Raw genomic sequence first — 15,250 nt, forward strand, 5'->3', positions numbered from 1 at the left:
TCCCCCCCCCCCCCCCCCCCCCCCCCCCCCCCCCCCCCCCCCCCCCCCCCTCCCCCTCCCCCCCCCCCCCCCCCCCCCCCCCCCCCCCCCCGCGTCGGTCGTTCCGGTCCGGTCCGGTGTCAGCCGCCCGTGGCCGGGGACTTCTTGGCCGATTCGGGGATCGTGGAGTCCGTGCGGATCGCCTCCCACAGTTCGCCTGCCTGCGGCTCGGCGGCGACCACCCGATTGCGGTCCTGCTTGTCGTACGCCACCGGAAGCATGATCGTCTCCATCGAGCCCGGGTCGACCCCGTTCATCGAGCGGCCGAACTCCGCGAGCGAGGTCAGGGAGGCGAGCCCGGAGTCGGTGGTCAGCGCCTTGGTGGCCGAGTTGGCGATCTTGTACGAACTCGCCGGGCTGCCCAGCAGGTCCTGCGACTTGATCTCGCTCAGCAGCGCCAGCAGGAACTGCTGCTGGAGGCCGATGCGGCCGAGGTCGCTGCCGTCGCCGATGCCGTGCCGGGTCCGGACGTAGGCGAGGGACTCGGTGCCGTTGAGCTTGTGCGGTCCGGCGGTGAGGTTGAGGCCGGAGGCCTTGTCGTTGATGTCCTGGGGGACATCGACGGTGACTCCGCCGATGGCGTCGACCAGGTCCTTGAACCCGGCGAAGTTGATCTCCAGATAGTGGTCGATCCGGACCCCGGACATCTTCTCGACCGTCTTGACGACGCAGGCCGGACCGGCCAGCGAATACACCGAGTTGAACATCACCCGGTTCGCCTCGGGGAGTTCCGAGCCGTCGGACGCGGAGCAGGAGGGCCGGGTCACGAGCGTGTCGCGGGGGATGGACACCGCGACCGCCTTCGTGCGGCCCTCGGGTATGTGCACGACCATCGCCGTGTCGGAACGGGCACCGCTCACCGCCCCGCCGCCGCCCAGCTCCTTGTTCTCGGCGCCCGCCCGGGAGTCGGAGCCGAGCACCAGCAGGTTCTGCCCGGCGGTGGGGAGCTTCTCCGGGCGTTCGTCGCCGAGCGCCTTGTCGATGTCGACGCCCTTGATGTTGCCGTCGAGCTGGCTGTAGAGCCAGTAGACGGTCCCTCCGGCGGCCAGCACCAGCGCGAGCAGGGTGAAGAGAATTCCTCGCCGTACGCGCTGCCCGCGGGTACGAGCCTTCGGGGCCCGGCGGCTCTTGGGCTTGCGGCGGGAGGGCAGGTCGGAGTCGTCAGACATACACACAGCTCGTCATCGTCTGGGCCCCTGGGTCAGTGGGGTAACCACTGAGGCGTGTCGGACCCTCCTTGGGGATCGGCTGCCGAAGCCGCAGGAGGGGATCGTGCGGATGCTCGCCACGGTTCGGATGCTGGGACAGCAGGACCGCAGGAGGACACCTGTTGATCGAACATGCTCGGATCAATCAGATGCTGGAGAACTATAGACAGATTTCTGGACCGGAAGGGAGAGCGCATATCTTCTTGGGAGCCGGGATGCATCGGAACGCCCGGTTCCGCTCCAGAGGGGATCGTCGGGCTCATGGCACGCAGAGGGGGACGCCGAGGCGGGCGTGAGGGCAGGGCGCCGCACGGGTCGGGGACCTCCCCGACCGCCCGCTCCGAGGCGGTGGCGATCGTCGTGGCCACACCGGCGGACGCGCTTGCGCTGCTGGCCGGGGAGGAGCCCGGGGCCGCCGTGCACATCGTCTGCGCCCAGCCCGGCACGGCCGACGAGCGCGCCGCCCTCGACCGGGCCGTGGAGGACGCCGCACGCAGGGGTGTCCGGGTGGCGGGGGACGCCTGGGTCATCGACGCCGAGGTGGGAAAGATCACAGCCCTGGTGCTCGACGTCCTGCACGAGCTGCGGCCGTTGCGCGTGCGGACGCTGGACCCCGATCCGGCGCACGTGGCCTTCGACGCCGAGGCCAAGCGCCCGGTCATCGCCGAGCCGCCGCTGCGGGGCAGTGTGGCACGGGCCACGATCGCGGCGGCGCGCAGGTATCAGCGCACCTGCGGTGCGCCGGTCTTCGTCGACTGCCGGCGGGCCGGGGTGGATCCCCGGCTGGGGGCGCAGGCGGCTGCCCGCCACCCCCGGTCCACGCGGTGGCTCGTCCGGGGCGCGGACGGCCGACTCTCCGCGTATCTGCCGTCCGCCGCGGGCGTGCTGCGCTGGACCGAGCGGACGGCGGGGCGGGACGACTGGGCGGGCCCCGAACTGCTGGAGGGCCCCGACCTCCTGCCGGGGCTGACCGTGCTCCAGGACGGCGACGGCTATGCGCACCTGATCGGTCTGCGGCGCCGGAAGAGCGCCGACGGCAAGGAGCATGTCGACATCGTCCACACGACGCAGTACCAGAGCGGACGCCCCATCGGCCCGTGGCATTCGGTGGGCAACCCGAACGCCAACGACCGGGCCAAGGCGCGGGAGGTGGGCTTCCCGGCGGCGGTCTTCGACACCGCGGGAAACCTGCACGTCTTCGTGCGCAACTTCGGACACGGCGTCAGCACCCGCCGCCAGTCACCTGACGGGAAGTGGAGTGCGTGGCAGCACCTGCGGGGCATGGCCGTCGCCGATGAGCTGATCGCGCTGCCCGGCCGGCTCGGCGGCGCCGAGATCTGGGCCCGGGCGAGGGACACGGCTTCGGCGGTCCGCTGGCACCAGGAGGCGCCGCAAGGTGCGTGGACCCTGGACGCGGAGCCCATGGTGAGCCCCTATCCGGGGAGCCTTTCGGCGGCGCCCGAGGCGGGTACGGTCCGCTTCCGCTACGCGGCCACCAACGAGGTCTGTGCCGGGGTGCCGGGAGGCGGTCCGGTGGGGCTGGGGGGCGCGGACGGGGCCGGGCCGATCGCCGCTGTCGCCGGAGTGGACATCCAGGGCTGGGGCTGCACCGTGCTGGCGAGGTGGGGCCACGCGGGGTCGTGCGCGGTGGGAGCCCACGAGGACGGCCGGCCGGAGGGCGGCGTCTGGTGGTTCGACGCGGGGGAGACCTCGCTGGTGCCGCCCGCGGTGGCCGTCGACGGGTACGGCCGGGCCGTCATCACCCTGCTGGGGGCCGACGGCCGGCTGAGGGTCGCGCGCCAGGAGCCGGGCGCGAGCGGGCTGGCCTTCGGCTCGTGGATCACGGTTCGGTGACATAGCGGTCATACAGGATCAATGATCGATCCAGTTCGCACGCGTACAACCATTGACAGTTTTAGATCGTCTTTGAACTTGCTATGGTCTTGACCTGAAACTTACGTGGACAACGGGTGAAGCAACTGTGCCCACGATGTGAATGCCCCCTTGATCGCGTGTTCTTGCAAGCCGCTGGGGCGTGCTCGCCGGTACGCAAGGTCTGAGGGGTTATGGGGAAGCTGTCGCTGAGAGCTGTTCAGAAGCTGACGTGCAAGAAGCGCGACGCCTGGTGGACGGTTCTCCTGGTCGACCCGGTCGCCACCCGCATGCTGATCGGGATGGCGAAGTTCAAGTTCATCACCCCGAACCGGGTCACCTGGGCGGCTCTCTTCGTGGGCCTCGGGTCCGCGTACTTCTTCCTCAAGGGCGACGCCTGGTCGCTGGCGATCGGGGCGGGCCTCTACCACCTGAGCTTCATCCTCGACTGCATCGACGGCAAACTCGCCCGGCTCAAGGGCAACGGCACCGTCTTCGGCGGCTGGCTCGACTACGTCTTCGACCGCATCAGGGTCCTGTTCTGCGCGCTCGCCCTGATGGGCGGGCAGTACCTGCGCACGCACGACGAGCTCTACCTGCTGGCAGCCCTGGTCGTGGTCTTCCTCGACATGCTCCGGTACGTCGACGCCCTGCAGATCTACAAGATGCGCATGTCCATGCGCATGAAGATCGAGAAGGTCACGCTGGAACGCCAGCGGCTGGACGAGGAAGAGGCCGAGCGGGAAGCCCGCGCGGCCGCCCACCGTCCGGCCGAGCCCGAGCCCGAGCAGCCCAAGGTCGTCTTCATCGAGGACCTGCTCCGGGAGAACCCGGGCGTGGAGGCCGAGGTCCTCAAGCAGCAGACGGGCGAGGTCGTCGACCTGCACGCGCAGTTCCGGCACCGCTTCCCCTGGTACACCCGGTTCCGCCAGGCCCTGCTGCGCAGCCGCATCCGGCCGCATCTGATCAGCGGTATCGAATTCCAGATGTTCATCTTCATCGTCGCACCGCTGATCAACCAGATCCTGTGGACGACGGCGATATCGGCCCTGGCCCTCGGAGCCTTCGAGCTCGTCATCATGTACAAGTTCTGGCTCTCCACGCGTGACTTCACCCGCCTCATGGAGGAGCTCGCCCCGACGCCGCCCAGCGCGGGAACCATCGCCGAGCACCTGCACCGGGGCCGCCACCGCCGCCCCGCCGCCCTCGACGAGCCCTCGCGTCAGGAGACCCTGACCCGGCAGTTCCCCCTGCCCGAGCAGGACGACGACCTGGGGTTCCAGCCCTACCCCCAGCCGTACCCGCAGCACGCGCAGGACATCGAGACCCAGCAGCTCAGGGCCCTGCCCTACTGGGTGGAAAACGAAGGATCCGTACGATGAGTTCCCCGGTCGACCCGTCCGCGTACACGGTCTCCGTGGTGGTTCCGGCCTACAACGCGAGCGCCACCCTCGGCCGGGCCCTGCGGTCCGCTCTCGCCCAGACGCATCGCAATGTCCAGGTGATCGTCGTCGACGACGCCTCGGCCGATGGAACGCTCACGGTGGCGAGGGAGTTCGCCGCCCAGGACCATCGTGTACAGATCATCGAGCGCCCCGAGAACAGCGGCGGGGTCGGCGCTCCCCGGAACGACGGCATCATGGCCGCCACCGGACAGTACGTCATGTTCCTCGACGCGGACGACGAGCTTCCGCTCAAGGGCTGCGAGGAACTGCTCGCCTCGGCGGCGGCCACCGGGTCGGACATCACCGCCGGCCGGACGCTGCGCGTCAACCTCAACACCGATGAGACCTCCGTCTGGCAGCCGCAGCTGTACACCGCGCCGCGCACCGTCGCCGGGCTGCGCGCCCTGCCCCAGCTCTTCGACGACCCGATCGCGGCGGGCAAGCTGTACCGGCTCGACTTCCTGCACAACAACGGCGTGCGCTTCCCCGAAGGCGTGTACTACGAGGACACCTACTTCTCGACGCTCGCCAACTACCGTGCGTCCTCGATCACCTTCATCACCGCCCCGGTCTACCGCTGGATGTGGGAACGGGACTCCTCGGCCCCCTCCATCACCAACCGGCGGGGCGAGCTGCGCAGCATCCGGGACCGGGTCGCCGTCCACCAGTACACGGACGCGTTCCTGCGCCAGGTCGGCGAGCGGGAACTCCTGGCCCACAAGGTGGTGAAGTTCCTCTCCCACGACCTCCATCTGTACGCCCGGGAGCTCCGCTCCGGCGACGAGCGCTACCGCAAGGCCTTCGCGGGCATCGTGGCGCCCTATCTGCGCTCCCTCGAACCCTCCGTCTACGAACTGTGCGGCGTGATGGAGCGGGTGCGGGCCTTCTGCCTCATCCACGAGCGGGTGGACCTCGCGCTGTCCGTCTCGGACTACAGCCAGCGGCGCAGCGTGCTCAGCTCGGACCTGGTCGAGCGGGACGGCCGCGTCTACTGGTCGGAATCGCTCCTGCACTTCCCGCAGGCGGAGCGCTTCCTCGACGTCACCGACCTGGAACTCACCGGCAAGCCCCTGGGCGAAGCCCGGCTCTTCAACCAGGCGACGGAACTGGAGATCAGGGACGGTGAGCTCCACCTCTCCGGATTCATCCTGAACCAGTTCGGAAGGTTCTCCGCCGACGGAAAGGTCGAGCTCAAGGCCGTCCTGCGGCTGCGCAGCACCAAACGCGACCACGTCTTCCCCGTCAACGCGATCGAGATCGACGACCACCGGGTCCACTACCAGTCCGTGCTCGACCTCGCATCCAGCATCGGAGCGGCCGCCGACGACGGAGTGTGGAACCTCTTCGTCCAGGTGCGCCACGCCGGAGCGCGCGCCACCACGACCGTCGCCGTGCACGGCCTCGACATCACCCGCGACCGCTACCAGGCGCCCTCGGGCCCGGTCGAGATGTACGAGACCGTCAGCGGCAACGTCGCCCTGCGGCCGGAGACCCGGGAGCGCACCCAGCAGGACACCCGCCGGGGGACCCCCTGGCACTGGTGGCAGGGGAACGAGGAGCCCCCGCCCCTGCCCGCCCTGCACTCCTACCGGGCGGCGGTCGTCGTCCACTGCCACAACGACGAGCACCACCTGTACGAGTTCCTGCACTCGCTGGCCGCCCAGTCCCTGTTCGCCGAGACCCAGGTCATCTTCGCGGACGACGGTTCCACCGACCGCACGGCCGAACTGCTGGACAACTTCGCGGCCTACTACCGCAACGCGAGCGTGCTGCGGCTCCCGGCCCGGGGCGCCGCCCTCGCGTACGACCAGGGGCTGGCCCAGGTCACCGCGCCCTACGTGCTGTTCGCACGGGGCCGGGACATCCTGGGGGCCGACTGTCTGAGGCAGCTCACCGAATCGGCCGACAAACACGACATCGACGTGGTGATCGGCAACTACGACACCTTCCCCGGACCCCGGCGCAACGCCGACGAGCCGTGGAAGAGGTACTTCGGCAAGGGTGCGCGCGGGGTGACCGACCTGGTCAGGAAGGCCCCGCACATGGTCTTCTCGACCGACCTCGGCAACAAGCTCTTCCGGGTCTCGCTGCTGCGCGGCCAGGGGCTCAGGGCGGCGGACGGCGGCCCCTTCGCCGACGTCTGGCTGAGCCTGGTGGCCGTGCTGGCCGCCCGTTCCTTCAGCCTGGTGGACCGCTACGTCTACTTCGACCGCGACCCCGCCCGTAACGACTCGCTCTTCGACGTCGACTGGAACGACCCGGCCAAGGTCCGCCGGCGGCTGCGGCTGAACCGCTTCCTGCTGGACTTCGGCGACCTGATCGAGGCGCCCTCGGCCCGGCTGATCCACCGGTTCGTGGTGCGCTCGTACCAGCCCTATCTGCGCAACTTCCACCGGATCATGAACCGGTCCGAGATCGCGGAGGTCTTCGACGAACTCTGCGCCGTCTACGCCCGCCTGCCCGAGGACCTGCTGCTCCAGTACGTCGTCCACCCGGTGTCCCGGGTGCAGCACCACGCCGTTCGGACCAGGAACTTCGAGCTCTTCTGCGATCCGCTGGGCGGCGCGGACTACGAGCCCAGGGTCCGGCTGGACGAACAGGGCATGTACCGGCAGCTGGCCGCCGACCCGGTGGCCTCCCGGCTGCTGCGGGTGGAGCGGCAGCGCGGCGTGCTCGAAAGCATCCGGTACCGCGACGGCGAGCTGCAGTTCGAAGGCGTGATGACGCTGACCGGCGTGGACATCGCCCAGCTCCTCACGAACCGTTTCGAGCTGGTCTGCACGGACGGGAACCGGTCCGTGGCCATCGAGGCGGAGCAGGTCTACCGCCGCGACCGCTGGCGTGTCCGCAAGGAGCGCGACTGGTACGGCGGCTGGCGCGCCTCCGCCGATCCCTCGGTCCTCGCACCGCTCTCCGGACGCGACCTGACGGTCTCACTCCGCTTCCACGACGGCGAGCGCCACACCGACGCCCCCGTCGCCGCCCGGCTGATGCTCCACCGTTTCAAGGGCATGCGCCGCATCGGCAGCGACCGGCTGTGGCTCGGTGTCCGTGCGGACGACTCCGTGGTGTTCCGGTACTTCACCGGTGCCGGGCAGAAGCTGCGCGGCCGGATCTGGCACCTGCTGCGCCAGGCCCGCGCCGCGCTGCCCGGCCGCCCCGGCTGGCGGACCCGGCTGGCGTACCTGCTGAGCTATCCCCGGCTGCACCGCAAGGACATCTGGATCATCGGCGAGCGGGCCGACACGGCCCAGGACAACGCCTACCACCTGTTCCGCTGGATCAGGGAGAACCACCCGCGCCGCAAGGTCTACTACGCGATCAACGGCGACGCCAAGGACCGCGCCAAGGTCGCTCCGTACGGGCGTGTGCTGGACCGGACGTCCCGCAAGTACCGCGTCTATCTGCTGCACGCCAAACGGCTCATCAACCCCTACGACCTGGAGGCCTACCTCGGCTTCCCCGAGCTCAGCAAGAGCTCCTTCCTGCGCGGCTACGGCGACCTGCTCAACTACCGCCGGGTCTTCCTCCAGCACGGGGTCACCTACAACGACGTGGCGCCCTCGGTCCATCACCAGGTCACCAGCGTGGACCTGCTCCTGACGGTCGGTCAGGCCGAGCGGTCGTACTTCGCCGAGCACTGCGGATACGGTTACGCGCGCGTCGCTGCAGCCGGTTTCCCCCGGTTCGACGCGCTGAAGCCGGTGCGCTCCGAACGCCCGAGAATCCTGCTGATGCCCACCTGGCGGCGGGACATCGTGGCGCCCTCGTACGACAAGGCGGCCAAGGCGAAGATCCCGTTCGCCGCCTCGGAGTACTTCCGGTTCTTCTCCACACTGCTGCGCGACGAACGCCTCCTGTCCGTGCTGGAGCAGTGCGGTGTGGACCTGGAGTTCATGCCGCACTACGAGATCCGCCCCTATCTGCACCACTTCCGCATCGACCACCCCTCCGTCACGGTCACCGGTGACGGGCGGGACGTCCAACTGGCCATGCGCGAATGCTCGTTGCTGGTAACCGACTACTCCTCGGTCTTCTTCGACGTCGCGTACATGGGCACGCCCATCGTGTACACGCCGTTCGACGAGGAGGACTTCTACGGCAACCACTACAAGCGCGGCTACTACGAGTTCGAGCGGGACGGATTCGGCCCCGTCTGCCGTGACGTCGACTCCACCGTCCGGGAGATCATCGACACGGTGCACCGCAACTTCACGGTCGAGCCCCAGTACCGGGCCAGGGTGGACGCGTTCTTCGGGCGCCGGGACACCAGCAACTCGGAGCGGGTCTTCCGTGCCATCGAGGGACTCGAATCGGCCGTGGAGAGCAGCCGGGCGACCGACGCACCGGCGACGTCACGGTCGATGCCCGGCATCGGACCGGACGGCGGGACGGGGTTCCGCGAGCCGGACCGGCACCGGGAGTGGGCGTAGTGCCGCGCCCGCGCACCCTGTTCCTCGCCGGTGACTCCAGCGTCACGAGCCGGCCGCGCAGCCTCGCGCCCATGGCCGGCTGGGGCCAGGCGCTCCCGCTCTTCCTCAGGGGCGTCAATGTGACCAACTGCGCGCGGGCCGGGGCCAGTTCGCGGAGCTTCGTCGAGCGGGGCAGGCTGGCGTGGATTCTGCGGGAGGCCCGCCCGGGCGATCTGCTGCTGGTCTCGTTCGGCCTCATCGACATGAAGCGCTGCGCCGGACGCTTCACGGAGCCGTTCACCGACTTCCAGCACTACCTCCGACGCTGCGTCGACGGCGCACGCGACCGCGGGGCACATCCCGTGCTGGTCACCAGCCAGGAGCGCGGGGTCTTCGACGCGCAGGGCAACCTGCGGCGGCTGCTCGGCCTGTACCCGCTGGCGATGAAGGAGATCGCGGAGACGGACTCCGTACCGCTGATCGACCTCAACGAGTGGAGCGTCCGGCGGTGGCGGCGGGCGGGGCCGCACGGCACCCGGCGGATCTTCCTGCACCTGGAGCCGGGGGAGCATCCCAATTTTCCCGACGGTGTGGCTGACCACACCCACCTCCGGGCGGCCGGAGCGATCGAGTGCGCCCGGTTCGTGGCCGGTGAACTCCAGGGCCGCGCCATGCTGGAGCCCGACCACTTCACCCGTATGGAACGCCCTGACGTCCTTGAGGACAGCGTCGCCTGGCTGGAGGACCACGACTTCGACGAGCTCACCCGCACCCGGACCCTGGAGGTGGTCATATGAACGACTGGCATCCGCTGGCACGTATTCAGGTCGCTCACCCCGAACGCACGACGGTGTCGGCCGTTCTGGAACTGCACGCCGACACGGACCCCGCGCTCGCGGTCGTCCCCGGCCAGGAGATCTGCCTGCACCTTCAGGTGACCCCGACGGGCGGGCCCTACCGGGCGTACGGCTACCTCTTCGACGACATCGTGGCGGAGCACGCCACGATGACGAACCTCCAGGGCCTCGGCCACCTCCCCAACGGGCGGTACGCGACCTACGCCCGGGGCAACGAGCCCCGCGCCGTGACCGCTGTCCTCAAGGTCTCCGACGACGCCCCCGAAGGCGCGGTCCTGCTGCCCAAGGTGTGCGTCGGGGTGATCTCGTACGCCGGTGAGAAGCTGGTGTCCTCCGCGCAGATCACCGACGCCGGATTCTGGGTGCGGCGCGCGTGGCTCCCGGGCCGCAACATCGCGATTCCGCCCGGGGGCCGGGTGGTCATCGGCCCCGACCGGGAGGCGGCCGAGGCGGGCCTTCGGGTGGTGGGCGTGGGGCTTCCCCAGTACGGGGGCGTCAGCGCGCTGCCCGACGGCAGCATCACCTACACCGGTGTGCCCGGAGCCACCGGCTACGACCGGTTCTCCGTCTGCTACGAAAACGCCGCCGGGACGCGCAACTGGTCCGAGGTGACCGTGTACGCCGGGGACGACGTGGGCCTGACTCCCGGTCTGTTCCCCGGAGTCCACACAGGATGAACCGGCGACGGCTGCTGGCGGCCGGGGCGGCGGCCTGGGCGTTGAGCGGGTGCCGCTCCCCGGACGCCCCGGCGGCCGACGACGCCCGGGGGCCGTCCGCCGGAGCCTCCCGCCCGCCGGAACCGCCACGGAGGCCGACCGTCCCGCTGCCGCCTGGGGTGACCTATGCGGAGCGCACGGTGCGGATGTCCGGGGGCCCGGTGCGCCACCAGGTCCTGACGATCGCCCGCTCGGCGCCGGTGCGGGTGAGTCCGGTGCACGGCGACCGGCTCGACTCCGCGCGGACCGTACGGTCCATGGCCCGCGACGCCGGTGCGGTCGCGGCCGTCAACGGGTCCTTCTTCGACATCCGTACGAGCGCGGTCTTCAGCGGTTACGACGGAGACCCGCTCGGGCTCCTGATGGAGAACGGAACCCTGCTCAGCGAGGCGGCGAACGGGCGTACCGCCCTGGTGCTCGGTGTGCGGGGCGCGGGCCCGCGCATCGTCGAAGCGCGGTCCGTGACCCGGGTGACGACCGCGGACGGCACGAGCCGCCCGGTCGACGGCGTCAACCGGGTGCCGGGGCGGATCGTCGGGTGCGGCGGCATCGGAGGAGACGTCCTGCGGCGCACGGGGCGCGCCATGACCCGTCCCGTGCACAACCAGCTGTGCACGGACAGCGGGGAGCTGGTCCTCTTCACGCCCCACTGGGGCCCCGCCACCGCCGCGGGCGGGGACGAGGTGGTGGAAGCCGTCCTGGCCGCCGACGGCCGGGTCCTCGACCTGCGTCGCTCCGCCGGACCGGTGCCCGCCCACGGCCGCGTCCTGCAAGGCATCGGGGAGGGTGCGGCATGGCTGCGTCGGCACGCCGCCGGCTCCGCCGTCCTGACCCTCGACTCGCAGGTCTTCGACGAGACGGGGCGCCGCATCCCGGAGGAGGGGGCGGGAATGCTCGGGGCGGGCCCCCGACTGCTGCGGGGCGGCGCGACCGACATCAACATCGAGGCCAACGGAGTCGCGGCCACGGCCCTGCGGCAGCGCCACCCCCGGACCCTGGCGGGGGTCGCCGAGGACGGCACACTGCTGCTGGTCACCGTGGACGGCCGCGAGCCCGGCGGCAGCGTCGGGGCGACCTTCGACGAGGCGGCGGAGCTGATGCGCTCGCTGGGCGCCCACGACGCGATGAACCTCGACGGCGGGGGCTCCACCACCATGATCGTGAACGGTCGTCTCCGGAACCGACCCCGGTCCGGCGAAGGCGCGGAGGTGGGGGAGCGCGCGGTCGCCGACGCCCTCGTCGTCGTACCCCTGTGAACTCCAGAACGGCCCGGTAGCACACGCACGGAAACGGCCCGGCACACCACGTGTGCCGGGCCGTTCGCCTGCCGTGCGTACTACGCGGGCACGCTCGCCACGCCCTGCTCCAGGAACGGCTTGCCGTTCACCCGCTGGGAGACGCCCTCGCGGTCCAGGTACGGCGTGATGCCGCCCAGGTGGAAGGGCCAGCCGGCGCCGGTGATCAGACACAGGTCGATGTCCTGGGCCTCGGCGACGACGCCCTCGTCCAGCATCAGGCCGATCTCCTGCGCCACCGCGTCGAGCACGCGGTCGCGGGTCTGATCCTCGGTGAGGACGGTGTCGCCCTGCTTGAGGAGGGCGGCGACCTCGGGGTCGAGGACCGGCGCGCCGGAGTCGTAGACGTAGAAGCCGCGCTTGCCCGCCTTGACGACCGCCGCGAGGTTCTCGGAGACCGTGAAGCGCTCCGGGAAGGCGCGGTTCAGGGTCTCGGAGACGTGCAGGCCGATGGCCGGGCCGACCAGCTCCAGGAGCACCAGCGGGGACATCGGCAGGCCGAGCGGCTCGACGGCCTTCTCCGCGACCTCGACCGGGGTGCCCTCGTCGATGACGTTCTGGATCTCGCCCATGAAGCGGGTGAGGATGCGGTTGACGACGAACGCCGGGGCGTCCTTCACCAGGACCGCGGTCTTCTTCAGCTTGCGGGCCACGCCGAACGCCGTCGCCAGCGAGGCGTCGTCGGTCTGCTCGCCGCGGACGATCTCCAGGAGCGGGAGGATCGCGACCGGGTTGAAGAAGTGGAAGCCGACGACCCGCTCGGGGTTCTTCAGCTTCGACGCCATCTCCGTCACCGAGAGCGAGGAGGTGTTGGTGGCGAGGATCGCGTGCGCCGGGGCGACCGCCTCGACCTCCGCGAACACCTGCTGCTTGACGCCGATCTCCTCGAAGACGGCCTCGATGATGAAGTCCGCGTCCGCGAAGCCCTCGGCCTTGTCGAGGACACCGGAGACCAGGCCCTTGAGGCGGTTGGCCTTGTCCTGGTTGATGCGGCCCTTGCCGAGCAGCTTCTCGATCTCGGCGTGGACGTAGCCCACACCCTTGTCGACGCGCTCCTGGTCGATGTCCGTGAGGACGACCGGGACCTCAAGGCGGCGCAGGAACAGCAGCGCCAGCTGGCTGGCCATCAGACCGGCGCCCACGACGCCGACCTTGGTGACCGGGCGGGCCAGGTTCTTGTCCGGGGCGCCGGCCGGGCGCTTGGCGCGCTTCTGGACCAGGTTGAAGGCGTAGATGCCGCTGCGCAGCTCACCGCCCATGATCAGGTCCGCCAGCGCCTGGTCCTCGGCGTCGAAGCCGGCGCTCAGGTCGCCGTCCTTGGCCGCCGCGATGATGTCCAGCGCGCGGTACGCCGCCGGGGCCGCGCCGTGCACCTTGGAGTCCGCGATGGCCCGGCCGCGGGCGACGGCCTGGTCCCAGGCCTCACCGCGGTCGATCTCCGCGCGCTGAGGCGTGACCGAGCCCTTGAGCACGTTCGCGGTCCACACGAGCGACTGCTCCAGGAAGTCCGCACCCTCGAACAGCGCGTCCGCGATGCCGAGTTCGAAGACCTGCTTGCCCTTGAGCTGACGGTTCTGGTTCAGCGAGTTCTCGATGATCACCGAGACCGCGCGGTCGGCGCCGATCAGGTTCGGGAGCAGCGCGCAGCCGCCCCAGCCGGGGACCAGACCGAGGAAGACCTCGGGCAGCGAGAACGCCGGGAGCGCCTTGGAGACGGTGCGGTAGGTGCAGTGCAGACCCACCTCGACACCGCCGCCCATGGCCGCGCCGTTGTAGTACGCGAAGGTGGGGACCGCGAGGCCGGCCAGGCGGCGGAAGACGTCGTGGCCACCCTTGCCGATGGCCAGCGCGTCCTCGTGACGGCTCAGCAGCTCGACGCCCTTGAGGTCGGCGCCGACCGCGAAGATGAACGGCTTGCCGGTGATGCCGACACCGGTGATGGTGCCCTCGGACGCCTCCTTCTCGACCTGGTCGATCGCGGCGTTCAGGTTCGCCAGCGACTGCGGTCCGAAGGTGGTCGGCTTGGTGTGGTCCAGGCCGTTGTCCAGCGTGATGAGCGCGAACCGCCCGGCGCCGTACGGCAGGTCCAGGTGGCGTACGTGCGCCTGGGTGACGACCTCGCCGGGGAACAGCTCGGCCGCTCCCTTCAGAAGCTCAGTGGTGGAGCTCACTTGTTGCCTCCGTCAGCGTTGAAGTGCGGGTTCTCCCAGACGACCGTGGCGCCCATGCCGAAGCCGACGCACATCGTCGTCAGGCCGTAGCGGACCTCGGGCTGCTCCTCGAACTGCCGGGCCAGCTGCGTCATGAGCCGGACACCGGAGGAGGCCAGCGGGTGGCCGTACGCGATGGCGCCGCCGTACTGGTTGACGCGGGCGTCGTCATCGGCGATGCCGTAGTGCTCCAGGAAGGCGAGCACCTGCACGGCGAAGGCCTCGTTGATCTCGAAGAGGCCGATGTCGTCGATGGTCAGACCGGCCTGGGCCAGCGCCTTCTCCGTGGCCGGGATCGGGCCGTAGCCCATGACCTCCGGCTCGACGCCCGCGAAGGCGTAGGAGACCAGGCGCATCTTGACCGGGAGGCCCAGCTCGACTGCGACGTCCTCGGCGGCGAGCAGCGAGGCGGTGGCGCCGTCGTTGAGCCCCGCGGCGTTACCGGCCGTCACCCGGCCGTGGGCGCGGAAGGGGGTCTTCAGGCCCGCGAGGGACTCCATCGTGGTGCCCGGGCGCATCGGCTCGTCGGCGGTGACCAGGCCCCAGCCCGTCTCGCCCGCCTCGGCGTTGGTGCGGCGCACCGAGACCGGTACCAGGTCCTGCTGGATCTTGCCGTTGGCGTACGCCTTGGCGGCCTTCTCCTGCGAGCGCACCGCGTAGGCGTCGGCGCGCTCCTTGGTGATCGTGGGGTAGCGGTCGTGCAGGTTCTCCGCCGTCATGCCCATGAACAGGGCGGACTCGTCGACCAGCTTCTCCGACACGAAGCGCGGGTTCGGGTCGACGCCCTCGCCCATCGGGTGGCGGCCCATGTGCTCGACGCCACCGGCCACGACGACGTCGTACGCGCCGAAGGCGATGGAACCGGCCGTCGAGGTGACGGCGGTCAGCGCGCCCGCGCACATGCGGTCGATCGAGTAGCCCGGGACGGACTGCGGCAGACCGGCCAGGATTCCGGCGGTACGGCCCAGCGTGAGGCCCTGGTCACCGATCTGCGTGGTCGCGGCGATGGCGACCTCGTCGATCTTCTTGGGGTCCAGGTCCGGGTTGCGGCGCAGCAGCTCCCGGATGGCCTTCACGACGAGGTCGTCGGCGCGGGTCTCGTGGTAGATGCCCTTGGGGCCCGCTTTGCCGAACGGGGTGCGGACGCCGTCGACGAAGACGACGTCCCGGATGGTACGAGGCACGGTGGCTCTCCT

The 15,250-nt window shown here is 70.4% G+C and carries 9 protein-coding genes; 6 read left to right on the forward strand and 3 right to left on the reverse strand.

What is annotated here, in order from left to right:
- Nucleotides 1-119: 119 nt before the first annotated feature.
- Nucleotides 120-1,208, reverse strand: a complete 1,089-nt coding sequence (locus ACZ5WC_RS12655) for an LCP family protein (protein WP_468540787.1) — start codon at nucleotides 1,206-1,208, stop codon at nucleotides 120-122.
- A 300-nt stretch (nucleotides 1,209-1,508) separates the two neighbouring features.
- Between ACZ5WC_RS12655 and ACZ5WC_RS12660 the strand changes: the two genes are divergently transcribed.
- From ACZ5WC_RS12660 to ACZ5WC_RS12685, 6 genes are all read left to right on the forward strand, one after another.
- Nucleotides 1,509-3,101, forward strand: coding sequence for a PLL family lectin (locus ACZ5WC_RS12660; protein WP_468540788.1), 1,593 nt, complete (start codon nucleotides 1,509-1,511; stop codon nucleotides 3,099-3,101).
- A gap of 212 nt (nucleotides 3,102-3,313) precedes the next feature.
- Nucleotides 3,314-4,501, forward strand: coding sequence for a CDP-alcohol phosphatidyltransferase family protein (locus ACZ5WC_RS12665; protein WP_468540789.1), 1,188 nt, complete (start codon nucleotides 3,314-3,316; stop codon nucleotides 4,499-4,501).
- Nucleotides 4,498-8,997, forward strand: a complete 4,500-nt coding sequence (locus ACZ5WC_RS12670) for a bifunctional glycosyltransferase/CDP-glycerol:glycerophosphate glycerophosphotransferase (RefSeq protein ID WP_468540790.1) — start codon at nucleotides 4,498-4,500, stop codon at nucleotides 8,995-8,997. The genes ACZ5WC_RS12665 and ACZ5WC_RS12670 overlap by 4 nt, the downstream gene beginning before the upstream one ends.
- Entirely contained in the window at nucleotides 8,997-9,773 is a 777-nt protein-coding gene (locus ACZ5WC_RS12675) for a rhamnogalacturonan acetylesterase (protein ID WP_468540791.1), read from the forward strand. The genes ACZ5WC_RS12670 and ACZ5WC_RS12675 overlap by 1 nt, the downstream gene beginning before the upstream one ends.
- Nucleotides 9,770-10,510 carry an Ig-like domain-containing protein gene (locus ACZ5WC_RS12680; protein WP_468540792.1) on the forward strand — a complete coding sequence of 247 codons (741 nt, stop codon included), beginning with the start codon at nucleotides 9,770-9,772 and terminating at the stop codon, nucleotides 10,508-10,510. Before ACZ5WC_RS12675 ends, ACZ5WC_RS12680 begins: the two co-directional genes overlap by 4 nt.
- Nucleotides 10,507-11,805 (forward strand): phosphodiester glycosidase family protein, encoded by a 1,299-nt coding sequence (locus ACZ5WC_RS12685; RefSeq protein ID WP_468540793.1) that lies wholly within the window; start codon nucleotides 10,507-10,509, stop codon nucleotides 11,803-11,805. The genes ACZ5WC_RS12680 and ACZ5WC_RS12685 overlap by 4 nt, the downstream gene beginning before the upstream one ends.
- Before the next feature lie 80 nt (nucleotides 11,806-11,885).
- Here the strand turns inward: ACZ5WC_RS12685 and ACZ5WC_RS12690 are convergent, their stop codons facing one another.
- Nucleotides 11,886-14,015 (reverse strand): 3-hydroxyacyl-CoA dehydrogenase NAD-binding domain-containing protein, encoded by a 2,130-nt coding sequence (locus ACZ5WC_RS12690; protein ID WP_468540794.1) that lies wholly within the window; start codon nucleotides 14,013-14,015, stop codon nucleotides 11,886-11,888.
- On the reverse strand, nucleotides 14,012-15,238 hold the full coding sequence (locus tag ACZ5WC_RS12695) for a thiolase family protein (RefSeq protein WP_311122005.1): 1,227 nt from the start codon (nucleotides 15,236-15,238) through the stop codon (nucleotides 14,012-14,014). The genes ACZ5WC_RS12690 and ACZ5WC_RS12695 overlap by 4 nt, the downstream gene beginning before the upstream one ends.
- Nucleotides 15,239-15,250 lie beyond the last annotated feature (12 nt).

This window comes from Streptomyces sp. NPDC033165 (genome assembly GCF_055577965.1).